This is a genomic window from Chryseobacterium sp. CH25, assembly GCF_004119455.1.
Classification (GTDB): domain Bacteria; phylum Bacteroidota; class Bacteroidia; order Flavobacteriales; family Weeksellaceae; genus Chryseobacterium.
On record NZ_NRQT01000008.1, the window covers coordinates 50,312 to 73,721 of the forward strand.

Annotated in this window: 20 protein-coding genes; 6 read left to right on the top strand and 14 right to left on the bottom strand. The window is 34.4% G+C overall.

The annotated features are described in order from the left end of the window. Positions 1-323: 323 nt before the first annotated feature. The 3 genes from BOQ64_RS17305 to BOQ64_RS17320 all read right to left on the bottom strand — a co-directional run bounded on the left by BOQ64_RS17305 (position 324) and on the right by BOQ64_RS17320 (position 7,152). Entirely contained in the window at positions 324-1,643 is a 1,320-nt protein-coding gene (locus BOQ64_RS17305) for an aspartate kinase (protein WP_129058471.1), read from the bottom strand. 657 nt (positions 1,644-2,300) lie between these two features. Beyond that, the gene (locus BOQ64_RS17315) at positions 2,301-5,909 is read right to left on the bottom strand and encodes a T9SS type A sorting domain-containing protein (protein WP_129058472.1); all 3,609 of its coding nucleotides are present in this window, start codon (positions 5,907-5,909) and stop codon (positions 2,301-2,303) included. A gap of 451 nt (positions 5,910-6,360) precedes the next feature. Next, on the bottom strand, positions 6,361-7,152 hold the full coding sequence (locus BOQ64_RS17320; RefSeq protein WP_129058473.1) for a helix-turn-helix domain-containing protein: 792 nt from the start codon (positions 7,150-7,152) through the stop codon (positions 6,361-6,363). A gap of 260 nt (positions 7,153-7,412) precedes the next feature. Here BOQ64_RS17320 and dapB point away from each other — a divergent pair, with 260 nt between their 5' ends. Next, positions 7,413-8,216 carry a 4-hydroxy-tetrahydrodipicolinate reductase gene (dapB, locus tag BOQ64_RS17325; RefSeq protein ID WP_164975833.1) on the top strand — a complete coding sequence of 268 codons (804 nt, stop codon included), beginning with the start codon at positions 7,413-7,415 and terminating at the stop codon, positions 8,214-8,216. Positions 8,217-8,862: 646 nt separating this feature from the next. On the opposite strand, the gene BOQ64_RS17330 is transcribed toward dapB, so the two are convergent. Then, positions 8,863-9,408, bottom strand: a complete 546-nt coding sequence (locus tag BOQ64_RS17330) for a hypothetical protein (RefSeq protein WP_129058475.1) — start codon at positions 9,406-9,408, stop codon at positions 8,863-8,865. Positions 9,409-9,498: 90 nt separating this feature from the next. On the opposite strand from BOQ64_RS17330, the gene BOQ64_RS17335 reads away from it, so the two are divergent. The 3 genes from BOQ64_RS17335 to BOQ64_RS17340 all read left to right on the top strand — a co-directional run bounded on the left by BOQ64_RS17335 (position 9,499) and on the right by BOQ64_RS17340 (position 11,097). Beyond that, positions 9,499-9,732 (top strand): helix-turn-helix domain-containing protein, encoded by a 234-nt coding sequence (locus BOQ64_RS17335; RefSeq protein ID WP_002977873.1) that lies wholly within the window; start codon positions 9,499-9,501, stop codon positions 9,730-9,732. Positions 9,733-9,908: 176 nt separating this feature from the next. Further along, positions 9,909-10,040, top strand: a complete 132-nt coding sequence (locus BOQ64_RS24605; RefSeq protein WP_262487197.1) for a hypothetical protein — start codon at positions 9,909-9,911, stop codon at positions 10,038-10,040. Between the two features lie 157 nt (positions 10,041-10,197). Continuing rightward, a complete protein-coding gene (locus tag BOQ64_RS17340; RefSeq protein ID WP_129058476.1) occupies positions 10,198-11,097 on the top strand; it encodes a hypothetical protein in 900 nt (299 codons plus the stop codon). A 124-nt stretch (positions 11,098-11,221) separates the two neighbouring features. Here the strand turns inward: BOQ64_RS17340 and BOQ64_RS17345 are convergent, their stop codons facing one another. Together BOQ64_RS17345 and BOQ64_RS17350 are read right to left on the bottom strand one after the other, a co-directional pair. Then, positions 11,222-12,850, bottom strand: a complete 1,629-nt coding sequence (locus BOQ64_RS17345; protein WP_129059768.1) for a DUF6119 family protein — start codon at positions 12,848-12,850, stop codon at positions 11,222-11,224. Between the two features lie 296 nt (positions 12,851-13,146). After that, a complete protein-coding gene (locus BOQ64_RS17350) occupies positions 13,147-13,398 on the bottom strand; it encodes a hypothetical protein (RefSeq protein WP_129058478.1) in 252 nt (83 codons plus the stop codon). A gap of 95 nt (positions 13,399-13,493) precedes the next feature. Between BOQ64_RS17350 and BOQ64_RS17355 the strand changes: the two genes are divergently transcribed. Continuing rightward, entirely contained in the window at positions 13,494-13,730 is a 237-nt protein-coding gene (locus BOQ64_RS17355; protein WP_129058479.1) for a hypothetical protein, read from the top strand. Between the two features lie 156 nt (positions 13,731-13,886). On the opposite strand, the gene BOQ64_RS17360 is transcribed toward BOQ64_RS17355, so the two are convergent. From BOQ64_RS17360 to BOQ64_RS17390, 7 genes are all read right to left on the bottom strand, one after another. Further along, positions 13,887-14,627: a M17 family peptidase N-terminal domain-containing protein gene (locus tag BOQ64_RS17360; RefSeq protein WP_228448443.1), complete on the bottom strand. Its 741-nt coding sequence runs from the start codon at positions 14,625-14,627 to the stop codon at positions 13,887-13,889. A gap of 98 nt (positions 14,628-14,725) precedes the next feature. Continuing rightward, complete coding sequence (locus tag BOQ64_RS17365) at positions 14,726-16,096, bottom strand: alginate export family protein (protein ID WP_129058480.1); 1,371 nt, start codon at positions 16,094-16,096, stop codon at positions 14,726-14,728. After that, entirely contained in the window at positions 16,093-16,524 is a 432-nt protein-coding gene (locus BOQ64_RS17370) for a DoxX family protein (RefSeq protein ID WP_129058481.1), read from the bottom strand. The genes BOQ64_RS17365 and BOQ64_RS17370 overlap by 4 nt, the downstream gene beginning before the upstream one ends. 343 nt (positions 16,525-16,867) lie before the next feature. After that, positions 16,868-18,640 carry an amidohydrolase gene (locus BOQ64_RS17375; RefSeq protein WP_129058482.1) on the bottom strand — a complete coding sequence of 591 codons (1,773 nt, stop codon included), beginning with the start codon at positions 18,638-18,640 and terminating at the stop codon, positions 16,868-16,870. Between the two features lie 67 nt (positions 18,641-18,707). Beyond that, the gene (locus BOQ64_RS17380) at positions 18,708-19,397 is read right to left on the bottom strand and encodes a hydrolase (RefSeq protein ID WP_129058483.1); all 690 of its coding nucleotides are present in this window, start codon (positions 19,395-19,397) and stop codon (positions 18,708-18,710) included. Between the two features lie 540 nt (positions 19,398-19,937). Beyond that, positions 19,938-20,330 (bottom strand): Rid family hydrolase, encoded by a 393-nt coding sequence (locus BOQ64_RS17385; RefSeq protein ID WP_129058484.1) that lies wholly within the window; start codon positions 20,328-20,330, stop codon positions 19,938-19,940. Positions 20,331-20,514: 184 nt separating this feature from the next. Continuing rightward, positions 20,515-21,105 carry a Crp/Fnr family transcriptional regulator gene (locus BOQ64_RS17390; RefSeq protein ID WP_129058485.1) on the bottom strand — a complete coding sequence of 197 codons (591 nt, stop codon included), beginning with the start codon at positions 21,103-21,105 and terminating at the stop codon, positions 20,515-20,517. A gap of 277 nt (positions 21,106-21,382) precedes the next feature. On the opposite strand from BOQ64_RS17390, the gene BOQ64_RS17395 reads away from it, so the two are divergent. Beyond that, positions 21,383-22,204 carry an alpha/beta fold hydrolase gene (locus tag BOQ64_RS17395; protein ID WP_129058486.1) on the top strand — a complete coding sequence of 274 codons (822 nt, stop codon included), beginning with the start codon at positions 21,383-21,385 and terminating at the stop codon, positions 22,202-22,204. A 77-nt stretch (positions 22,205-22,281) separates the two neighbouring features. On the opposite strand, the gene BOQ64_RS17400 is transcribed toward BOQ64_RS17395, so the two are convergent. Then, on the bottom strand, positions 22,282-23,196 hold the full coding sequence (locus tag BOQ64_RS17400; protein WP_129058487.1) for a hypothetical protein: 915 nt from the start codon (positions 23,194-23,196) through the stop codon (positions 22,282-22,284). Between the last annotated feature and the right edge of the window lie 214 nt (positions 23,197-23,410).

Genomic DNA, 23,410 nt, shown 5'->3' on the forward strand with positions numbered 1-23,410 from the left:
ATAAATCTTATTTCAGGTTCCATACATCAATCGATTCCAACATCCAAATTGAAAATCATTATCTTAATACAATTTCTAAACAATATCAGGCAAAAACACTTTTTCAATCAGCCACTATCAAGAGTTAAAATTTGCTAAGTATTCAGTTCTAATTTTTTATAAAACAAAGTAATAAATGTCATATTAGGTTTTATCGAAGTAGCAGCAATACATCGATAAAACCTAATTGTTAATTCTGATTTAAAAAATCTTCATTAAAAACCCGCTTTTAAAGCGGGTTTCTCTATAACTATCTTTTACATTCTTAATTACCTATAGATTTTCTAAAACAGTCTGTTATGCAGTGATCTCAAAGCTTCTACCTTAAAAACAGAGGGAACTAATAATGAGATATTATTTTCACTTCCTCCATAAGAGATCATTCGTATCGGAATATGTTTTACCGCTTCCGATACAATGGTTGCGTATCCGTGGTTATTTTTCCTGAAGTCTCCAACAATGCATATAATAGACTGTTCACTGTCAATTTCAACTGCTGAAAAGGAGCTCAGTTCTCTAAAAATATCAGAAATGTTATCCGTGTGATCAATGGTAAGGGAAACAGCTACTTCCGAAGTGGTAATCATATCTATAGGAGTTTTGTAGCGTTCAAAAACTTCAAAAACCTTTCTCAAAAACCCATAGGCCATGAGCATACGTGAAGATTGAATACGGATAGCCGTAATTCCATCTTTGGCAGCAATTGCCACAATCTGATTTTGATTGGTTATTTCTCCCGAAATCAATGTTCCTACTGCCGATGGATTCATTGTATCTAATAATCTAACAGGAACATTGTATTTTCTTGCAGGAAATACACTTTGCGGATGAAGGATTTTAGCTCCAAAATACGACAGCTCTGCTGCTTCGTCAAAACTCATTCTGGCTATAGACTTCGTATTTTGTACATATCTCGGATCATTATTATGAAATCCATCGATATCTGTCCATATCTGGATTTCTTCTACCTGCAATGCTGCTCCCAGTAGCGAAGCAGTATAATCAGACCCACCTCTTTGCAGATTGTCAATTTCTCCTTGAGCATTTCTGCAGATGTAACCTTGCGTAATAAATAAGGTTTCTTCAGGATATTTTGCAATTTCAAGAGCTGCCTGTTTTTTGATTTCCTCAATATTGGGTTCCTTATCTTCATCAATTACCATGAAATCTAATGCTGATAATAACACAGAAGAAACTTCTTTTTCCTTTAAATATAAATGAAACAGGGTTGTTGAAATAATCTCTCCCTGTGCAAGGATAATACGTTCTGCACTGGAACTGAAATTTTTATGTTTAAACTGATAAAAGAGATCAAAAATTTTGTCAATAAATGCTAAAGCTTCTACGATTCCGTTTTCTGTTTTAAACAATTCATTTACAAATTTTATATATTTCTGATGCAGTCCATCAATATGTTTATAGGCAGCTTCAATATCCTTACTTTCATAGAGTTCCGATAATTTTACTAAATCATTTGTGGTACCTGAAACAGCAGATAAAACCACCAGATGCTTATCTGATTCCTGAGATCTGATGATGGGTAATAACTGTTCGATGCGCTCCGGACTTCCTACTGAAGTGCCTCCAAATTTCAATACTTTCATACTATATTAAATTGTTAAATTATTATCAAAAAAAAAGAGCCTGTCATGATGACAAGCTCCCTGTTTATTTAATTTCTAACTAATAGGAAAATGACTCACGACCCTGGACGTAAGTACTGTTTCTTTCCTTTTTTTAAGTTAGATAATATCATTTTCTTTTTTTGCTGGGCAAATATACAATTTTTTGATAATCTTTATAAAAAATGTGATTTAAATTTAAGATTCACAACATATTTTTTTTAGATAGAGACAATGAAATACAAATAATCTCAGTCAGATCGATCTTTAAAGATCCATGCTGCACACGATTCCGGAGAAAGTGAAAAGCTATGTCAAAGGATTAAGGTCAGAGCTTTTTTCTCTTTTGAATTATTGTAGTTTTTCGCCACTACGTATAGAAATTCTAATATAATTTTAGCTTCATTATCATTTAGCTGAACTCCATTTTTGGACAAAATAATAATTGCTTGTTACGCTTAGAAATTCTTCAATGAAATATGTACTAGATATAACTGCATGTAAGACATCGCTTTTATATGGTACATTGAAATATATAGTTTCCTATTTTAAAATAAAAACAGCGTACACATATAAATGTGCACGCTGTTTTTTTTCAATTTTAGTAAATCTACTTTAGCAGAAATTAATTTATATTATCTATTTCTTAATAAATTTAACTGATTTCACTGTATTGTCAGCCCCAACAACTTTAATTATGTAAACTCCTGATTGTAAATCAGAAAAATTCAAAATCTTTTTAAAATCATTGACTTCCTTGGTTAATATAAGCTGACCTGAAATAGTAAAAACCGTAACAGAGATAATTTTTTCATCTGATGAAACAGTCAAGTAATCTTGTACAGGATTAGGGTATACCTTCAGATTACTTGAGATTGATGATATTTCCTGAGATTGCAAACTTCCACTGACACAAGAGATTGGAAGTAAAATTGTTCTTCCAATATCGTTAGTACCGTTACCTAATTGCCCATCCAAATTCCACCCTGTTACAGATAAAACTCCATCATTTGCTATAGTATATGTATTATAGTTGCTTAGCGATACGCTCTTCCTATCGCCAGAAGTTCCTATCTGCACAGGATTTCTTCTGCGTACTAACGTACCATCTCCTAATGTACCATCTCCGTTTGCTCCCCAAGTCCACAATGTCCCATCATTTTTAATGGCTGCTGATGAAAAATTTGATGTTTCAACAAGCTTCCAGTTTGTGTCTGTGCCCACACGATAAGGGCTGGCGCTTGAGCCTAATCCTGTTCCCAATGATGAACCTGAAGTTCCCTCTGTTCCTAATTGCGAATGAATATTGCTTCCCCATCCATAAAGGGTACCATCTGTTTTTATTGCCAATGAGTGACTACTTTTGGCAGCAATACTTTTCCAAGTTGTCCCTGTGAGTATCTGTACAGGAGTAGTTCTATTCGTCGTAGAACCAATTCCTAACTGCCCATCGTAATTTTCACCCCAAGCCCAAATAGTTCCATCTGTTTTTAAAGCTAAAGAATGATTATCTCCCGCTGTGACTGTTTTCCAATTTGTTAGGGTTCCAATCTGTGTAGGAACATTCTGATCATAAGTAGTTCCATTTCCAAACTGACCATAGGTATTACGACCCCAAGCCCATAATGTTCCATTGGCCTTTACTGCTAGAGTAAAATATGCGCCTACGGCAACACTTACCCAATCTGTAGCCATTCCTATTTTTACCGGGATTGTCCTGTCAACAGTATTACCAGTTCCCAGTTGTCCAAAATTGTTACGCCCCCAGGTCCAAAGTGTTCCATCTGTTTTAATCGCTGCAACGTGTTTATCTCCGGCAGACATTTTCCAGATGTTTGAAATTCCAACCTGCACTGGAGTCGTTCTATTTGTTGTAGTTCCGTCTCCCAACTGGCCAAATTCATTTTTACCCCAAGCCCATACTGTATCATCTGACTTCATGGCTATTGCATAGGTAGAACCACCAGCAACGATACTCCAGCAACCGGAATCGGCAAGTGTAGTAAATGCACCTCCATAAATCCAACGGCTTTGGCTGGAACCACAATGAGATGCCACCCAATAGTAGTAAGTAGTATTTGGTGCTAAGTTTGATAAATTAACCGTATTTGATAAGGTAGTACCATTTACACCTCCGACAATCTGATTTGTACTGTAAGCATACATATAACCGTTAGCAGGTGTCGTTGTTGCTCCCGCCCAATTAATGGTAGCAGTTGTAGAAGTGATGTTTGCAACAGAAAGTTGAGTTGGAACACTGCAACTTGACGGACAGACAATAGGAGTGAAAGTATTTTTTTGAACAAGTGTATTATCTCCTAATTGACCACTACTGTTCAGCCCTGACGTTCTTAAAGAACCTTCAAAATTTACTTCAAGACTGTGACTATCCCCAGCAGACACCAATAAACTATTTGCCGAAGTACCTACTTGAGTAGGAGTATTTACCGTATTACCGCTTGTACCGCTACCGAGCTGTCCATAAGTATTGTATCCCCATGACCAAAGAGTTCCATTTGTTTTAATTCCTAATGCGTGCCTTGCTCCTGCACTAACGATACTCCAATTTGTAGCTGTTCCAATTTGTACTGGTGAATTACTGTTACTCAATGTTCCGTTTCCTAATTGCCCTGATTGATTAGATCCCCAACCCCAGAGAGTACCATTAGATTTTACAGCTAGTGTGTAGTAAGATCCTGCAGAAATTTTAAGCCAGTTTGTAGCTGTTCCCACTTGCTTTGGCGAAACATCATATATTGTTGTAACATTTGTTCCATTACCCAACTGCCCAGATGTATTGTTACCCCATGTCCAAAGAGTTCCATCAGCTTTTATACCTACAGAATGATCGCTGCCTGCAGCAATTTTCACCCAATTTGTTGCGGTTCCTACTTTCCAGGGAATAGGTCTCAGAATATCTGACCCATCTCCCAGCTGTCCATAATAATTATTTCCCCAAGACCAAAGGGTACCATCTGTTCTAAGTGCTAATGAGTGGTTAGATCCTGCACTCACGTCTTTCCAGGTAGTAACTGTACCGATTTGTATCGGAACAATCCTGTTGGCGTTAGTATAATCTCCTAATTTACTACTTGAGTTATCTCCCCAAGACCAAAGGGTTCCATCATTTTTAATAGCCAATACATGACTACTTCCTGCGCTCACGGTCTTCCAGTTGCTTGCTGTACCTATTTGAACTGCAGCATTTCTTGCAACGGCTCCCCCATCTCCTAATTGGCTGTAGTTATCATTTCCCCAAGTCCATAAAGTTCCGTCTGTTTTTATTCCTACAGAATAAGAAGATCCGGTACTGATAACTTCCCAGCAACCTCCAATGTTTTGTGGCGTTGCTTTTACTAATCCATTTTGAGAATAGCCTATCCAAACAGTACTTTTATTTTGGGTTTTAAGTGTAGTTAAAATATTGCTTGGAAGGTTTGAATTTGAAGCAGTATAAATTATACAATCGGTAAAATTCTGCACTCCACTTCCACCCAGTGCAATCCACTCTCTACCGTCATCATCAACATCAAGAGCATTTAAAGTACTTCCACCAAGACAAGAATTACTTTGAGTGTAACTACTAAGTAAAGTTCCAGAATTTGTATACGTCAACATACCATCAATACCTTCAACATATACTTTCGTATTTGAGGCATTTAATAGTTTTTTCACATTCTGCCCAATAAATGTAAAGTTAGTTCCATCAAATTTATACAATGTACTGTTATTTGTAACCCAGACTCCGTTGTTGCTATCAACCTTTAAAGAATTTATGTTTGGAAGTGAAGAATACGTAGTCCAAGTAGTACCGTCAAATTTAGTAAGCCCCCCTGATGTGATCACCCATAAATTATTGGTACCATCTACTGCGATACCCTTAATTACATTATTGGGTAGTCCTGAGTTTGAGGCTGTATAATTCGTCCAAGTCGTTCCGTTTAATAAAATAATCCCGTTGTTTTGCGATGCCATCCATTTTCTTTGTAAACCATCGATTTCTATTTCCAGGATAGCATTTGATATAATACCTGAATTGCTTGTGTTGTAATTTATAAATGCAGTTCCATTGAATGTTGAAACACCATTGCTTGTTGATAACCATAACAAACCGTTATTATCAATTTCAATGTCCCTGACATTATTGCTGCCGATTCCTGAATTTGAGGTATTATAAACCTCAGATGAGTATTGCCCAAAGGCAATTACAGAAAGGAAAATAAGCAACATTAAGTAAATTTTTCTCATGTTGAATTTATTTTAAAAAAGTTTTAAATGTTTAATTGATAGCAACCGCTAAAAAATATAATTAGGTGCTTTCTTAGAGTAAAAAAGCAAAATTTTATTGCAGAAAAAGAAAGAATTATTTTAATGCAATTGTTTTAATCTAATAAAATTTATTAAGTATTTCATGGGTATTAGTTTAGTATTATGAATGAATAATAATTACAATATGAAAATTGTATTTTATTGCTTGCAAAAATATACTTTTTGCACGGACTACCAAAGACTTAAAGTAATCTATCAAAACAAAATGAATTTTGTAATTCTTTTTAATTTGGCCCAAACCAATCAAATCATCGATAAAAGTGTTTGAAGATAGGCTCGTTGAGGTCATAAAAAGCCAAACGGCGCCAACTAAAGACAGTTGACGCCATTTTTTTACTTTATTTTCCTTATAACTTGTACATTCAGAATTTTAAGATTTCCCGATAATTTTTGCTTTTTCTTTCATAATTCCAAAGTAGGAATTGGTAAAAGCTGATAGACTTTTATAACCAATCATAAAAGCGATCTGGCTTAAAGTATATTCTCCTGTATTAATGAGTTCAATACTTTTTAAAATACGGATCAGCTGCATATATTTTTGGATCGTAATCCCTGTTTCCCGCTTAAATATACGCTGAAGGCTTCTTACAGACATTAAGGATAAATCAGCTAAGTCATCTATACTCACCTGTTCCATGTAATTCTTATTAATATAATTGCATACAGGCAGTAATCTTGGATCTACCGGAATCGGGATCTGTAAACCTACTTTCTCTGTGCAGAAATGAGGAAGGCTATTCAATAAAGCGGTAAGGAAATATCCCTGCTCTTCATCTTCTTCCAATAATTTATTCCACTTTGAGGCATATTGCAACATTTCTCTCAAAACCGGAGGCGCTGCAAAAACATGTACTTTATTATAAAAATCATTGTCGAAAACCGTTTTGAATAAGATCACCATGAGATTAACTGTACTGGCTTCCGACTGAGTATGATGTTTTTTGCCTGAAGGAATCCAGATTAAGTGATTTTGTGGAACCAGATAGATTTTATTTTCAATGTGAAAATACTGATATCCCTCTTCAACATAAGTCAGCTGATATCTTTGGTGGGCATGATCATAGTCATCATGGGTCCAGTCTTTCTCATACCAGACATAAGCATCGATATTAATTTCATCATCAAACTCCCCTTTTCTTTTTTCTGATAATCCACATTTCATTTTGGCGTTTTATATAATAATTCTGGCAAATTTAATAAAAATACCAATTGTAAATTTGTATTATCAAATAGATACAACTCCTGTTTTTCTATAATTAGATGAATTTATAGTAAGCATTTACTGTTAAAAGATAAAAATTTATCAAAGGAAAAGGCATAGGAAGGTTATATATTCAATACCTGGAAACTCATCTGTTGAAATTCAAACTATCTTTGAAATAGATTAATAGTAAAAATAACATTCAATAAAAAAATAATATTATGAAAAAAGTTTTTGTTGCGGGAGCCACCGGATGGACGGGTTCTGAAATTAGCAAAGCAATATTTAATAATGACGAAATGATATTAACAGGCGGACTTTCTTTATCTCAAGATGGGAAAAATCTGTCAGAGATTCTGTCATTAAAATCGGACAACAATATACCATTGTTTAAGTCTATAGAAGATGCAATAGAAAATGTAGAATTTGATATTCTTGTAGATTTTACCAAACCGGCGATCGCGAAGCATAATATCCACACGGCTTTGCAAAAAGGCAAAAAAGTCATCATTGGAACTTCAGGACTTACGGATAAAGATTATGAAGAAATAGAACGTATTGCCAATGAAAATAATACTTCTGTTCTTGCTGCAGGGAACTTTGCACTCACTGTTGTTTTATTGCAAAAGTTTGCTGAAATGGCCGCAAAATATATCCCTCACTACGAGATCATTGACTATGCGGATGCTAAAAAAATTGATGCACCAAGCGGAACAGTGGCAGAACTGGCTTATCGTCTTTCTAAAGTTCAAAAGCCTGAACTAGCCGTAGCCATAGAGGATACCATAGGAAATAAAGAAACAAGAGGCGCAACAATAAATGGTATACAGGTTCATTCTGTCCGTCTGCCGGGTCACACGATCAGCGTTGAAACGATCTTTGGACTCAATGGAGAAAGATTAATACTAAGACATGATTCCGGAGAAAGTGCGGAGCCCTATGTAAAAGGAGTACTCCTTGCCATCAAAAATATTGATACTTTCAAAGGGTTACGAAGAGGATTAGACTCAATCATGGAATTTTAACAATACGTGTTTGAAGATACGCTTGTTTGGCCACCAATAACAAAAAATCGTTACTTTTTTAAGCAGCGATTTTTTTATTACCCAATCTGGATCTGGTTCAAAAGTTGAGGGGAACAATACAAAACATATACTCTTTTTGTTGAATGGAACAATGCATTTAAAAAAACGCAAAGAAAGATGATTCAAATGTTTTATTTTAGGGAGCTAAGAAGTACTACTTTGTCGCTGAAGAAGCTTCGTGGATATACATTCGCTTAGAAAGAATCAATGAAATTGGTTCCATTCTTTGCTCCCTTAAGAATATGAGATAATGTGCTAAAAACTTTGCGTCAATTAAATTACATAAACACAAACAATATGATCCCCAAACTTTTGCGCTTGGCCTCAAAATCTATACTTTTTATGGAACTAACAGGTCTTTTTTTTTAAACGCAAAGAAAGATGATTCAAATGTTTTATTTTAGGGAGCTAAGAAGTGCGACTTTGTCGCTGAAGAAGCTTCGTGGATATGCATTCGCTTACAAAGAATCAATGAAATTGATTCTATTCTTTGCTCCCTTGAAAATATGAGATAAGAAGCTAAAAACTTTGCGTCAGAAAAACACATCATCAGCACATTCATTATCTGTATCAATACTTTTCAATCTTATTCAGAATGGGCATCAGCTATTTTCTTTTCTCTCTTTCTTTGAAGAATAAGGTGAGCGGCATCCAGCATTTTAACGGTATGAATGTAGGGCATCACGATATTCCTTTCCGGGAGATTTTCATAGACGCCCATTGAGAAATAGACGATTCCGGACATAAAATAATCAAATTCTTTGAGGGTGTACTCCCTGAATGCTTTTTTGAAAACCAGCAGTGGATTCCGGTATTCCTTCTCCGAAAGCAAGCCAAGAACCCACGGGGAAATCTTTTCCGGTTGGGTATCAATCATCCATTTTCTTTCCTTCAACATGATGAGATAACCTGCCCGGATGAACGACCGCATCGACTGGTAAAACTCAAAGATCGCCGCCGGATCTTCATTAATCCAGCTATTTCTTTTTACGGCATAATTCATTATGTTACAAAGTCTTTCTTTTGAAACATCCAGCTCATTGAACTGAAAGAAAGTTTCCATCAGCTGTAAGCCGGAGCGCTTCTTCCCTGCCCGAAACCGGGGATTGAAATTTGTTTTTATCTTTTTCATGGGTTGTATTTTTTTATAAATGTAAGAAAAGAAATCTAATTACGGTCGATCGACCGTAATTTTTTATTATTTAATTATTTCATTTGTTCTATGACAGATATAAACGAAAAAATTTGTTCATACATTACAAAAAAATGGTTGATACCTTGGCTTCAAGAAGGCAAGTCACAAAATTCTTTTGCCAAAAATCATGGCGTGGAAGAAAGTACCATTAGAAAAATTAAAAGTGAAGAAACTTACAGAATACCTGTTGAAACACTTTTCAAAATATGCGAAGCAAGAAAAATTAGTTTATCTGATTTCTTTAAACTTATAAATGAATAATCCTGACGAAAGTTGGGATTTTTTTGTGACAAAATTTTCGAAATCTTTAAGAAATTCCGTGAAAATACTGATTGAAAATTTTTAGAGGGTTTTTATTTTTGGTTTACGGAAAGCCGTAAGACAATATAAATATTCATTTATAAATTTGACTTAGTTAACAATAAAACTTTAATATTATGGCACTTAAACCAGGACCAAAAAGGATAGCAGAATCAACTGGCAAACCAGATAAACGCCAGCGTGATAATAAGGAGACACCAGGAAATACACCTTCTTTAAAACCACCTAAGAAACAGCAAGGTAAATAAATTATATCTTGTACCAAATCCCAGCTTTTGTTGGGATTTTTTTTACAAGAATTTATTCTTCTAATTTTTAAACATATATTATTACGCAAAAAGAATGCGCAGGCTTTTATTTACTTTGCAACTAAACTTTTAATGCAAATAATAAAATAACTTAATAATGGATATAAAACAAGACATTTACTCAATCGATTTTGCCAAAACCAAAGTTATTTGGTTCGCAGATACCCCATTAATTGTTCCTGACACTTTCACTTTCGAGCAGGAAAAATATGTAAAAGCAGCATTAAGAACTCTATTTTATGGGAATACCTCCGTTGATAATATTTTAAAAAGCAGTTATTTTAAAGATCACGTTGAGGTTTTGTTAGAGCATGAAAGAAGCTATGAAAATAGTGAACTTAAAGAATATGATGATTTGAGAAATACATTTTTTCAATTTCAAGAAAAAATTTATCTTAAATATAAACAAGTTTTAAGGAATATAAATTTTGAAGGAAAAAGTAATGCTTATTCTCATTGTGGTATAATTTATAAAAAACTGGATAGTAATTTTAGCGCATTAAGAATGTTGATAAAGTATGATTATATTTACGAATGCTATGCGATAATTCGACAAATAATAGAACAAATTGCATTTGCATACGATACACAATTCAGAAATGAAATTGAAGACTTCCAGTCTCCTACAAAGTCAATTTCTAAGTTAAAAGAATTTTATCCAAAAATTGGTATTCTTTACGGAGAACTTAGTTCAAAAACACACATTGACTCTTCACAATTTCAAAATCATTTCTATGTAAATCTCAAAAATAAAGAAGACGCTGGAGTTATTCTAAGATCTAGAAAAAAAACATTTTCAATATGTCATCGGGCTTTAATTATGCTTGATTTATATGCATGTGTTTTTGAACATATATTCTATGACGAAATTAATGACTTTTCATGTATAAAAAAGAACAGAACTCTTTTAAAAAAGAGAGAAACAAGAAATTATATCAATGTCTTCGCAAAGGATTACAATAAACTTATGAAAAAAAAAATCGCAAAAGACGACTAACTTTAGGGTAAGTTTAAAGATAATACTCTTATTTATTAGTTCAAAGCCAGGAGGCTTTGCACAATAAAGAGGCATAATGTTAATAAAATTCAATTTATGCAGTAAAATTAGTGATTGTATTAACTTAATACATATCTCGAACCCAAGTCAGATTCACATTAAACTGCATAGCCTGTAAAGTTCTAATTTTGTCTTCCAAAGCCATTTTCGAAAAAAATGTTAATCTATCTTGTGACTTATCATTAAGAATAAGGTAATGAACCGTAACATTATTACCAAATTCATGAGAAAGATGATTTGCAACATCAGGTATGTATACATTGACTGCTTCTGCATATTTACTCGTAAATTCTGCATATGACTTAGCTGACACATAACCTTGATTAAACAAGTGGCTCAATGCCGAAGCTCCATAGTTATACTTTACATGAAAAAATCTATTTTGATGAAGGACATCACAAACTTCAAATTTATCTTCATAAAGATTAATTTGTTTAGCTGCTTCATCAAACAAATAACCATTAATATGATTTGATAAATGTGTATTAAAAATATTTTCTTTATTAATTTTTTGATTTGGATTTTGAGCAATAGCTTGCCTAATCTCTTCTCTTACATTTTCTTTAATATCATCAGGAATAACAAAATTAGTATCAATTATCTCATCAATTGCAAGACTAATACGATCATATTTATCTTTAGAAACTTGGAACCACTCACCACCAGATAAGATGTAGTTTGTATTATTTTCTTCAATTTCTCCATACAAGCATTCTAGAATAGACCATTCCTTAATTATTTCATCGTCTTCATTTAGAAAAAAAACCTTGTCTTCAATGAGGTTTTCAAAACTAGGTTGAGGATTTTTGATGATATAAGCAGATAGAGATAATTCATCATAATACTCATTTCCTATTTTAATCGCTGCAACAAGGCTAAGATCATAATCTATTTCAGGTTCAAACAAAAAGAATGCATCGGTTGACGTAATTAATTTGTTTGGTAATTGTACATTCAAATCCTTCGATTCCGTACTATTTAAAGGATATATTCCCTTAAATAGTTTTTTAATATCATCGCGGGAAACAGAATTATAGATATCTAAAAGTTTCTCTAATTTGGGTTGAAGATATTGAAAGCAAGGTATTTCAGTATTATTAAAAAGAAACTGAACATTTAACGAACTGTACTTCCCAATCATTCTTGAAAAATCTTCTGATGCAGAACTAATTACAGCTAGTTCTTTAAGAGCCTCATTATCCTCCATTGATAGGAAGAGTTGATTATTCGATATGTCTGCTCCGTATTGACGCTGTTTATTAACGGGATTTGTTTCATTTACCCGACTATGAGCGCTTTTTATTGTTGCCGTTAAATCATTATTTAACAATTTATTAGCAGTATAAATTCCAAATGTTTTCTCAATCACATTCTTATTTATATTGAAACGTCCCAAAGTCCCAAAATTAATTGCAAAAATTCTATTTTGTACTTCAATGAATAAAGTTACACCTGAGCTTTGATTAGATGGAAAATTACTAACAAAATTCCCAACAATTTTATTCTTTAAATTCTCAACCCACTTAGGTTCACTGTAGCTACCTAGCTTTTTATAAAGGATAGCATTGAGATCTCCTTTATTGAAATTGATTTCATTGTCTTGCCTATAATTTTCAATAAATGTTTCAGGAGCTGCAATGTTGAAATCATTTTTTAAAAGAACTACATTCAATTTTATTTTCTTTTTAGCCATCTGATTACCGATTTAATTGATTATAAATAACACTTACGTGATTAAAAGCGTTATTAGTTAAGGTTTATACTAGAAATTAAAAAATCACACTACAAATATCATTATATAAAATGTATTTATTTTACGGTTTTCCGTAAGTAGAGATTAAAATAAAGTTATCTACATATTCTGATTTTGTCCAACTACATAATTCACAACTGCCCTAGCTCTTCAAAGTCTCCCAACTTCAGAGCAAGTTTAAAGAACATGACCTTATTTACCAGCTCAAAGTCAGGAGACTTTGGAGAGCAGAAAATCTAATTATCTTCTTTGTCTATTATTTTCATAATTTCTTTTGCCTTTTCCTCATCTATAAACACACCAGGAGTTGGATCTGGGTAATAGCTATTGAGTTGAGGAAATTCATGCCATTGTTCATTGTAATAGGTTTCTCCTACTTCTCCTATTTGATCATAAACTACTCTTCTGTGCAGTTCTTTGCATCCTGCTTCATCATCATGAACATAAATAAAATCAATTATTCTGACTATTTCTTTTTCTTTATTCATTTTTAAATATTTCTAGACGACATCATTTGTACATCACGATATGCTTATCTTTAAGGCTTGTTCATCTACATCTTTCGTGAAAATTGATTAAAATTATGAATAAAAAGAAATTATTAGAAAAGAAAGATTGGAAATATTATGTTTTTGAAGAGGACGGCAATATTGCATTATCTGTTCCTATTCCCAATCCCAGCCCAGGATTTGACATCATTTATATTCTGAATGAATCTGAAAAAGAAATGTATCTGCATACAGGCATTCAAGCCCTTGAAGACAGAATAGAAGATATGAAAATCAACTTTTCAAACTATAAAATGAATTCATGGAGATAGTAATATTATGTTGGCTCTAACAAAAACATTATCTCCCAATATAAAACCACGTTACACACAACCCAATGGCGCCAACTGTTTCCAGTGGACGCCATTGTTATTGAATAATAATATGTAATTAATACTTTCCAGTGAAGTAAACCTATCAGAGTAAAGCTATTTCTTAACTTCCGCAATAGCCTCTTTAATTCCCCCTCCAGCAACTTCAAAGAATGAAGGTCCTGCCAGAAGATATACTTTTTCTAATTTCTTAGTTTTGGAAAGGTTATGTTCTTTCAAATACACTTCGGAGCGGTTTGCATTCACAATACCTTTTACTACGTTTCCTGCTACCAGAGCTGTTGGAGAATCAATACCGGCATCTTTTAAATCGCTTGCAAAGGCAAAATTACTTACTCCCAATCTCATGGCTTCACGTGCTGCAACCTCTCCCACAGATGTCATCAATTCAGGAGTAAATTTGTTTCGGTCTCCTAAACCAATTAGCAACAGTTTATTTGCAGACATGGAACCTTTTGGCGGAGAAATCAAAATGGTTTCCAAAGAATGTCCTTTGAAGTAACCGCCTTGTCTTATTTTTGTAAATTCTCCTTTCAAAGCTTCATCCAAATGCACTAACCCGTTCAGGTTGGCGGGCAATGCCTGAGCACTGTGGATGTCATTATCCGTATATTCAAAAACACAGGCAACCTGTAATTGAGCCTCTGCAGAAGATGGTCCCTGAACCAATCCAATCATTGAAATCCCATCCACAGAACCCCAGTTTTTTGAAGTACCAACTGCTGTAGGAACTGCAGAAGAATTTGTAGTTGTTGTTTGAGAAAAAGTTAAAGTTGAAAAAAACAACCCGGTAATTAACATGGATTTACTCAATGTATTCTTTACTATATTTTTCATAATAATTGTTTTAAATGTTTAAGTTTTAGTATGTATCAAAGTTAGTTTTAGAAATAATTTTCAGCATTGACGTGAGATAATTAAAAAGATCCGATTCATTAAAATTTGAATACTATTCTTGAATTAATAAAAAGTCCGTCTTTGTCATTTTCGATAATATCATCTACAAATGCTCCGGTTTTAAAATACTGGATTCCTGTATTGAAGGTGAAAAATTTATTGATTTTATAATTAAAACTGCCTAAAAAAGCTGTTCCGATATATCTCTTTTTAGAGTTCATGGAAGCGAGATTCAATGAGCCGCTTGGTCTGTAAACTCCATCCTGTAAAGAATATCTCCAATTGAAAACCACATCTGCCTGCACTGTTATTTTACTACTCAAATCTATGGTTGCATAAGGATGTATATCAATAAGATTCACAGGTCCTATTTGTGGATTGAATCCGAAATATCCTCCTTTCGGATAAAGCGGATTGAAAGTCCCCAATTTTCCGTCTCCTTTGTTTTTGTCGCCCGAAATATAATCGTTACGAAGGTTGATGGTGGGTTTTCCTTTCACATTTTCAAACATATACCCTATATCCGCAGAAGCAGTCCATGCACTTATTGTTCCTTTATTAAAGTTCCCGAACTGATAGGCCATTTCAAAGTTGTAAATAAAACCACCTCCATATTTCCAAAACCGGCCGCCTAAGGTGTGTCTTGTCTCATCTCCTATTCCATCTTCAAAACGGGATTCCTTTCTGTGAATTCCCAGATAATACCATTCTAAATTCCCGCTTTCCGGAAGAATCAAGGTATTATAACTTCCCCAAAGGCTTACAGATTTTGAAATCTTATTATCAAAGGCTCCGGTATTAATTTCGCTTGCCATCATCACAAAAGCATCTGATTTGAAATTTCCTCTTTGATACATTAGTTTCAATCCATCAAAATAAAGTCTTAAGTTCGGACCTTCCCGTACAGAAATCAACCTTCCACTTCCATAATCCAGTTCCTGTCTTCCTGCACGAACGGTTAATTTTTCTTTTTCATTTTTAACGACATCTACATCCAGGAAGAGGTTCTGAACATTAAGATGATCTTCATCAATTGGTCTTGGCCCGTTCTTCCTTCCGTTCTCCCAGGCACTTCTCAACTGTCCGAAAACCCTTACCCTTGACCCTAAATGCAAATCACCATGAATTGTATATCTCTGGATAAAAAAAGGATTGCTACCAATTCCCAATCTGCCCCAGTCTTCATTATTGAATTCTACAAATTCCGCTCTTGCTTCTCCGCCTAAGGATAAATATTTACTGTTATTATCTTCAGAAAGCGGAATATATTTCAGAGAATTATAAAATGTTTCTGTTGAATCCCGGTACGCTGCATAATTCTCATCAAACCTCATGAGTTTAAACTGTGCTGAAACCGCAATGGGAAGCATAATCTGAACAATCAATACTATCTTAATCAGCTTTTTCATTGTAATTTTTTTCTTATATAATGATCAATCGAATATTTCCCCGGGCCTACAAAAAGCAGAAACAAATAACATAAACTATACATAAACGGTGTATCTTTTATCAGTAAAGCATCATTCCAATGAAGGACAAAATATCCGGTTAAAGTCACCGCTAATATTGGTAAAATTGCTGCTCTTGTAAATAATCCTAAGATGACAAATACAGGAAAAAACAAGTTGGCCGCGTCAGCAAAAAGACTGTTAAATGCTTCCGGAAGATTTAATGGATTGGGAACTTTTTCTGCTTCCACAACTCCTATTCCGAGTTTTTTCAGTCCGTGAGCAAAGATTAATTCTAATGATAATGCTATTCTGAAAATCAATAATGCAATGTGAATTAATTTTCCTTCAAGGCTCGTATTGGTGATGGTTTGGATTAACTTTTTCATGATGGTTATATTTAATGGAAACTGTTTGGAGAAGTGTATTACTTTTGTTACATAATGTGTTTTCTGACACTTTAGTTCACTTAAGAAAGTTTATACTGCGACTGTATCACTAAGTTCACTTTAGATGAAAATCAGAGATTTTCATAATACTTAAGTGCTCTTTTCAACAGCATGCATGATAACTTATATTTTACTTAAGTGTTATGAGGTTTTTGTGGTTTGGGATAACCACCCCGTCAAAAATTCTTTGAATTTTCGCCACCCCTCCGAGGGAGGGGAATGTTTAGCCCTTCAATTGTAAAATCTGCCTAATGTTAGGTTAAGGTTTACTATGATTTTAATATTATTTGGTTTGATATCCGCCGTAGTATTTTACAGGAGACCATTCTGGAAGTACAGGAAGCGAAGCTGGAGCAACATGCTTGTATGTTTCGTCTCCATACACTACTTTTCCGTCAACAATGGTTAATTTTGAAGTAATATCTTTAATTTCTTCTTCATTAACACTGAAATAATCTCTGTCTAAAATGGTAAGGTCTGCGAAATATCCTTCTTTGATTTTTCCTTTTTCATAATCCTTTATAAGCTCATACCCTCCAAAAGTAGAAAGTGATAAAGCTGTTTTTCTGTCCAGAGCATTTTCTTTTGCCATAACCTGAGTTCCACCCAAAGTTTTTCCTGAAGTAACCCAATATAAAGCAACCCACGGATTATAACTTGCCACTCTCGTTCCGTCTGTTCCCAACCCCACAGGAATTCCCATTTCAAGCATTTTCTTTACCGGTGGAGAAGCCAAAGCAGCTTTTTTACCATAGCGATGGATGAAACTTTCACCCTGATAGGCCATTCTGTGTTGTACTGCAATACCTCCGCCCATGGCCTTAATTCTTTTCATGTTTTCTTCAGACACTGTTTCAGCATGATCAATAAACCAGACCAATCCGTTCAAAGGGGTTTCTCTATTAACTTCTTCAATGACATTTAAAAACCTTGTAATACTTTCATTATAGGTTGCGTGAATTCTGAAAGGCCATCTTTTTTTCACCAAAAGACTTACCACATCTTTCATATTCTTCTCCATTGTTGCAGGTAATTCCGGTCTTGGAAAAAGAAAATTTTCAAAATCGGCACCATCTGAAACCAGGTTTTCTCCACCTCCATTCACATGATAATCAATTTCATTATGGTCATTATGCCCGTGGTCATCAATATCAACCATTCCGGTCCATTTTGTATAATCAGACAACTCAGAACCTTTTTTTTGAGCAAACAAGTAATAAGGTAATCTAACCGTAATCTTTCCCTGCTTATTCAGAGCATCCGTTGTTCCATAGTCATCCGGAAAATTCTGAAAACCACCACCTGCATCCATCACAGCAGTTACTCCAAGACGATTGAGTTCAGTCATATACTGTAATGTAGAATTTTCTTTTTCTACCTCTGATAATTCAGGTAATTTTGCTAAAGTTGAATACAGAATAAATGCATTAGGCTCTGCCACCAACAAACCAGTCGGATCTCCGTTGCTGTCTTTTTCAATTAAACCCTGAGACGGATTGGGGGTGTCTCCGTTAATATTTAATTCCTTTAAACCAGCTTTATTCAACCAGGCTTTTCCGTAGAGATACATCACAAAAGTTGGGACCTCACCCGTTGCTTCGTTGATTTCTGCCAAAGTTGGCAGTCTTTTTTCTTCAAACTGATATTCATTCCAGCCACCAATCACTCTTACCCATTGTCCTTTCGGTGTTCTCTGAGCCTGCTCTTTCAGCATTTCCAAAGCTCTCTTCAAAGTTTTCACACCATCCCACCGAAGCTCTGTGTTATAAAATCTTCCTCCACGAATTACATGTAAATGACTATCAAATAATCCGGGAATCACTCTGTTTCCTTTAGCATCAATTAATTTTGTGGAACTTCCTTTTAGCTTTAAAATTTGAGCATTCGTTCCTGTACGGAAAATTTTATGGTCTTTAATGGCAACTGCCTGAACTTCCGGATTTTTATCATCCATCGTTGTTATTTTTCCGTTGGTTACAATTAAGTCAGCTTTCTGAGCATTCATCAATCCTGCTCCTAACACCATTGAGAATAGAATTTTATGTACTGATTTCATAATTTACTTTTAGGGGTTTGAAAAAGAAAAGGCAGGTAGGTTTTCAACCTGCCATTGTTAAAATTGATTAGTGCTTAAGCATATCCTGTGCATACTGGATTCCTAAACCGTAAGCACCACCATATTTTTTCATTAAATCATTCACTGGTTTATATGTTTCTTTTCTAGACCAATCTCTCTGTAATTCAAGAACATACTGAACAGATGTAATTGGACGTGCACCAGCTTGAACCATTCTTGTAACCGCCTGATCGTGAGCTTCTTTAGAAATATCACCCGAAGCATCTGTGATGATATACACCTCATACCCTTCATCAATAGCAGATAAAGCCGGTCCTACCACACAAACGCTTGTCCACAGACCTGCCAAAACCAGTTTCTTTTTATTTTTTCCTGTGATGGCTTTATGAGCATTTACATCTTCCCAAGTGTTCATCGTAGTTCTATCTACATATCCACTTGTTGCTTCAGGATAAACTTCTGAAATTTCAGGAAAAACAGGTCCAGCAAACGATTTTTCTGCCACTGTAGTTACCACTGTAGGAATATTGAAGATCTTTGAACCTCCGGAAATTAAGGCTACATTATTTCTCAGCTCTTCCATGCTGATACTTTTTGTTGCGAATGCCATCTGTCCTTCGTGGTCTATTAAAACCAAAGCGTGGTTTGTTGGATTCAGCATTGATTTCCCTGCGTTCTGAGCGAATGCTGTTACCGATACTACTACTGCTGCGAATGTTAAGATTAACTTTTTCATAATGTTTAATTTTTAAATGTTGTTTAGTAAGAATTTTATTTTAAACTTTAAAACCTTACTGAGTATTTGTTTGATTTTGATATGGCAAATTTAGAGCAGTCAGAAAGACTACACATTTAACTAGTTTAATAAATCATCTTTAATGATAAAAAGTTGAATTTATTTTCAAACTTTGCCACTCCATTTAATAAAAACCTAAATAACAACTAATAAAAACACTGATGACAAAACACTTAAACTCAAAACAATATTTTAATTACAGACAAAAAAATAGGCTTAGATCATAAACCCAAGCCTAAACACTTCACGCATTTCACTCTTAAAAAAGATTCTGTTTAATTTTTATTACTACTACATCATCAGAAACATCATCAATAAAACCTCCATATTTTCTAAAATCAACTAATGTTCAAATCGGAAATAATAAAGAATTTTAATGAATCCAAAATCTCCGTCTTTTTGATACTGTAAATTTAGAGTGATGAAATATAATGTACATTTAACTAGTTTAATAAATCATATTTTAGAATATAAAGAAACTTAAACAGTCGCCACAATTTTAATTTCTACAAGCTGTCCCGGCAATGCAAGTCCACTTACTCCAACCATTGTACTGGCTACAGATTTAGGATGATTGTAAAATTCTGTCTTGAAATTTTTCCTTGCCTCAAACGCCGTTGCCATATCCATTGCATAAATAACTTCTTCCACCACATTTTCCATCGTCATATCATATCTTGACAATAATTCTTTGATATTGGCATAGGTTTGTTTCATCTGATCTTCCATTCCTTCTGCCAATTCCCCATTCTTGTTGTGGCCCAACTGACCGGAAATCCAAACTGTATTTCCTTTTTTTACCGCCTGTGCGTATCCGTAGATATCTTCCCAAGGCATTCCCAAGCCTTCTGCTGTTTTGTTTTCCTGTATCATTTTTTATTGTTTAAATTAATACAGCAAATGTAGAACTGATAAAAATCTTAGAAGTTTAACTGGTTTAATAAATTACTTTTTCTTTTACTCTAAATAAAAAAGATGGTTTACACATTCTGTATAAACCACCCTTCATATTTTTTATTTTTCACAGCCTCTCCTGGAAAGGAAAATTTTCTATGTCTCATTTTTGTTTCTCTTTATTCGCTAAACGTTTCCTGATGGTGCTTACAAACTCCTTTGAAACACCAAGATATGACGCAATATAATACTGTGCTACACGCTGCGGAATGCTAGGATAAACCCTGATGAATTCCAGATAACGGTCTGTAGCAGGTTGAGAAATGGTGTTAACCAGTCGGTTTTGAAGCGTCACCACATACCTCTGCATCATCAGCCGGAACGCTCTTTCAAACTTCGGAACCTTCTGCATCAGTTCCTCTTTAGTTTCCGGATTCAACATATAAATTTCGGTGTCTTCCAGAGCTTCTATAAAAATCTTCGAGGGTGTTTTATTATTAAAAGAATCAATATCGGTAATCCACCAGTCTTCAACAGCAAACAGAAGGGTGACTTCAAAACCGTTTTCATCAAGATAATAGGTTCGCACACAGCCTTGTTTTATAAACCCTTCGAACTGACAAATCTCCCCTTCGCGCAGAAGATGGGTTTTCTTCGGGTACTTCTGAAGGGTCAGCATACCTTCATATATATTTTCCTCTTCCGGAGTTAGGGTAACAAATCGTGAGATGTTTTTGATAATATTTTGAAACATACATTTATTTTACAGTTGCAAATTAGCAAAAAGCCTGTAAAATTCATAGTTCAGAAGCTATTTGATAATACCAAAATACTAATATTTAATAATGATCTGAAGAAAAGATTGGATCAGAAAGCAAATTAAATGGTCAAAACAAAAAAATTATTATCAATAAGTACGAAATTAAACTAGATTAATTTCATTGAAAGAGAACTGTCCTACATTTGCTAAAGAATTAAGACAACGAAAAATTATAAAATAAAATATCAATTAACATTAAAAATTTAAAACTATGAGCACACTTACATTAAAAGACGGAACAGAGATTTTTTATAAAGATCAGGGAGCAGGACCTGTATTGATGTTTCACCACGGATGGCCATTATCATCTGACGATTGGGATGCACAGGTTATCTTTTTCTTACAGAGAGGGTACAGAGTAATTTCCCATGACAGAAGAGGCCACGGCCGCTCAAGCCAGAACATCTATAATCACACTATAGAGCAATATGCTTCTGACGCTGCAGAACTTGTAGAATTCCTTGATTTGAAAGATGTTGTACACATCGGACACTCTACAGGAGGTGGTGAAGTGATCCGATATGTCCACAAATATGCTAACGGAAGAGCAAAAAAAGCAGTTTTAATCAGTGCTGTTCCACCGGTAATGGTAAAAAGTGAAAACAATCCTGACGGGGTTCCAATGGAAGTTTTTGATGGCATCAGAGAACAGACTTTGAATAACAGAAACCAGTTTTATTTTGATTTAACTTTCCCTTTCTATGGATACAACAGAGAAGGTGCCAATGTAAAAGACGGTGTGCAAAGAAACTGGTGGAGACAAGGAATGATGGGTGGTATTGTAGCTCATTATGAAGGAATCAAAGCATTTTCTGAAACTGATTTCACTGAAGATCTGAAAGCTGTGGATATTCCGGTTTTGGTTCTTCACGGTGAAGATGACCAGATTGTACCTATCGAAAATTCTGCTATAAAATCTGCAAAACTATTGAAAAACGGAAAATTGATTACGTATCCTGGTTTCCCTCACGGAATGCCCACTACGGAACACGAAACAATTAATAAAGATCTTTTAGAATTTATTGAAGCTTAATAAAAGAGCACTACACTATAAAAAAGAGATGAATCGGTTTGATTCATCTCTTTTTTATTACATCTAATATAGTAGCTTTATGCCTTCATATGTTTTAATATCCAGTTTAAACATTCTTTAGAATCCATGATACTCCAGGAATGAGGATGTCTTGTACCGTCCGGACGAATTCCCCGATCATTGGTGATGACAAGATCTGCGTTTTTGTGGCCTTTTAGTCGCAAAAGATTAATCATAGCCGTAATATCTGCCACATTAAGATCGTAAATATCTCTTCCTCTGTTTTCCATCTGCCATATAATTCCCGGTTCTGTATACATCAAAATAGGGATAGTCATAAGATATTTTGCATTGCCACCATCTTTTTCACGATAAGAAAACATGGATTCTCTTAGATAATTGGCTCTGTTTTTATCCGGTGTGCCAATGGCAGCAACCATTTCAGCAGTTAAATATTTAGCTTCATTAGTTCCAATCTCAGAATAGTCTCTTTCTATCTCTCTCTGCAACCTGTAATACATATTCTCGTAATCCAGTGGAGCATCAAGAGCAAATACAGAATTGGGAGTAAAATAGGTATTTTTGTCCCTGACGGCTCTTTCAGCATAGGTAAAAGCCAGCATGCCTCCGCCGGAAAGTCCTCCAATTGATATTTTATCTTTAGAAACTTTATGCTTTTCTACTGTATCTTTTACCATTCTGTCTAAAAACTTCTGTTCTATATGAAATCCAAAATCCCCATCTTCCCAGGTTGGGAGTAATACGATAAGATTTTTTTCCAATGCCAGATTATCCAGATTAATCTGATTCATTACTTTTTCGCCATTTTCACCTCCACCGGGTAAAATAACAAGTATTCCTTCAGCTTTATCCTTTGGAACTAATTTCAAATAATGGTTCTGGGTATCTTTAAAAGTTATTTTCTCAGAGGTCTGAGCAAAAAAGCTGGTACAAACCATTCCCAATAGAAGTGTAAAATATCGGATCTTCATGATTATATGGCAACAGTATCCTGTGCAGTATCTGTTTTTTGTTCAGCTTTTTTGTTACAGGCAGCAAGTAAAGTGCCTATTGATAGAATAATCTGCGTTTTTTTCATGTTCATAATTTAGTTTTTTAGTCTATATTTTTTTTAAAATAAGGAGAAATAAAACGGGACGAACCTTCCTTCATCAACATTGTTTGGTATGTTTTTATACCGTATTA

Excerpts from the sequence above, each read along its gene's own strand:
- BOQ64_RS17340 (WP_129058476.1), top strand. The coding sequence starts at position 10,198 with ATGGATATAAAACAAGACATTTACTCAATCGATTTTGCCAAAACCAAA.
- BOQ64_RS17320 (WP_129058473.1), bottom strand. The coding sequence starts at position 7,152 with ATGAAATGTGGATTATCAGAAAAAAGAAAAGGGGAGTTTGATGATGAA.
- dapB (WP_164975833.1), top strand. The coding sequence starts at position 7,413 with ATGAAAAAAGTTTTTGTTGCGGGAGCCACCGGATGGACGGGTTCTGAA.
- BOQ64_RS17350 (WP_129058478.1), bottom strand. The coding sequence starts at position 13,398 with ATGAATAAAGAAAAAGAAATAGTCAGAATAATTGATTTTATTTATGTT.
- BOQ64_RS17315 (WP_129058472.1), bottom strand. The coding sequence starts at position 5,909 with ATGAGAAAAATTTACTTAATGTTGCTTATTTTCCTTTCTGTAATTGCC.
- BOQ64_RS17385 (WP_129058484.1), bottom strand. The coding sequence starts at position 20,330 with ATGATACAGGAAAACAAAACAGCAGAAGGCTTGGGAATGCCTTGGGAA.
- BOQ64_RS17375 (WP_129058482.1), bottom strand. The coding sequence starts at position 18,640 with ATGAAATCAGTACATAAAATTCTATTCTCAATGGTGTTAGGAGCAGGA.
- BOQ64_RS17305 (WP_129058471.1), bottom strand. The coding sequence starts at position 1,643 with ATGAAAGTATTGAAATTTGGAGGCACTTCAGTAGGAAGTCCGGAGCGC.
- BOQ64_RS17335 (WP_002977873.1), top strand. The coding sequence starts at position 9,499 with ATGACAGATATAAACGAAAAAATTTGTTCATACATTACAAAAAAATGG.
- BOQ64_RS17365 (WP_129058480.1), bottom strand. The coding sequence starts at position 16,096 with ATGAAAAAGCTGATTAAGATAGTATTGATTGTTCAGATTATGCTTCCC.
- BOQ64_RS17330 (WP_129058475.1), bottom strand. The coding sequence starts at position 9,408 with ATGAAAAAGATAAAAACAAATTTCAATCCCCGGTTTCGGGCAGGGAAG.
- BOQ64_RS17345 (WP_129059768.1), bottom strand. The coding sequence starts at position 12,850 with ATGGCTAAAAAGAAAATAAAATTGAATGTAGTTCTTTTAAAAAATGAT.
- BOQ64_RS17400 (WP_129058487.1), bottom strand. The coding sequence starts at position 23,196 with ATGAAGATCCGATATTTTACACTTCTATTGGGAATGGTTTGTACCAGC.
- BOQ64_RS17380 (WP_129058483.1), bottom strand. The coding sequence starts at position 19,397 with ATGAAAAAGTTAATCTTAACATTCGCAGCAGTAGTAGTATCGGTAACA.
- BOQ64_RS17370 (WP_129058481.1), bottom strand. The coding sequence starts at position 16,524 with ATGAAAAAGTTAATCCAAACCATCACCAATACGAGCCTTGAAGGAAAA.
- BOQ64_RS17395 (WP_129058486.1), top strand. The coding sequence starts at position 21,383 with ATGAGCACACTTACATTAAAAGACGGAACAGAGATTTTTTATAAAGAT.
- BOQ64_RS17360 (WP_228448443.1), bottom strand. The coding sequence starts at position 14,627 with ATGAAAAATATAGTAAAGAATACATTGAGTAAATCCATGTTAATTACC.
- BOQ64_RS24605 (WP_262487197.1), top strand. The coding sequence starts at position 9,909 with ATGGCACTTAAACCAGGACCAAAAAGGATAGCAGAATCAACTGGCAAA.
- BOQ64_RS17390 (WP_129058485.1), bottom strand. The coding sequence starts at position 21,105 with ATGTTTCAAAATATTATCAAAAACATCTCACGATTTGTTACCCTAACT.
- BOQ64_RS17355 (WP_129058479.1), top strand. The coding sequence starts at position 13,494 with ATGAATAAAAAGAAATTATTAGAAAAGAAAGATTGGAAATATTATGTT.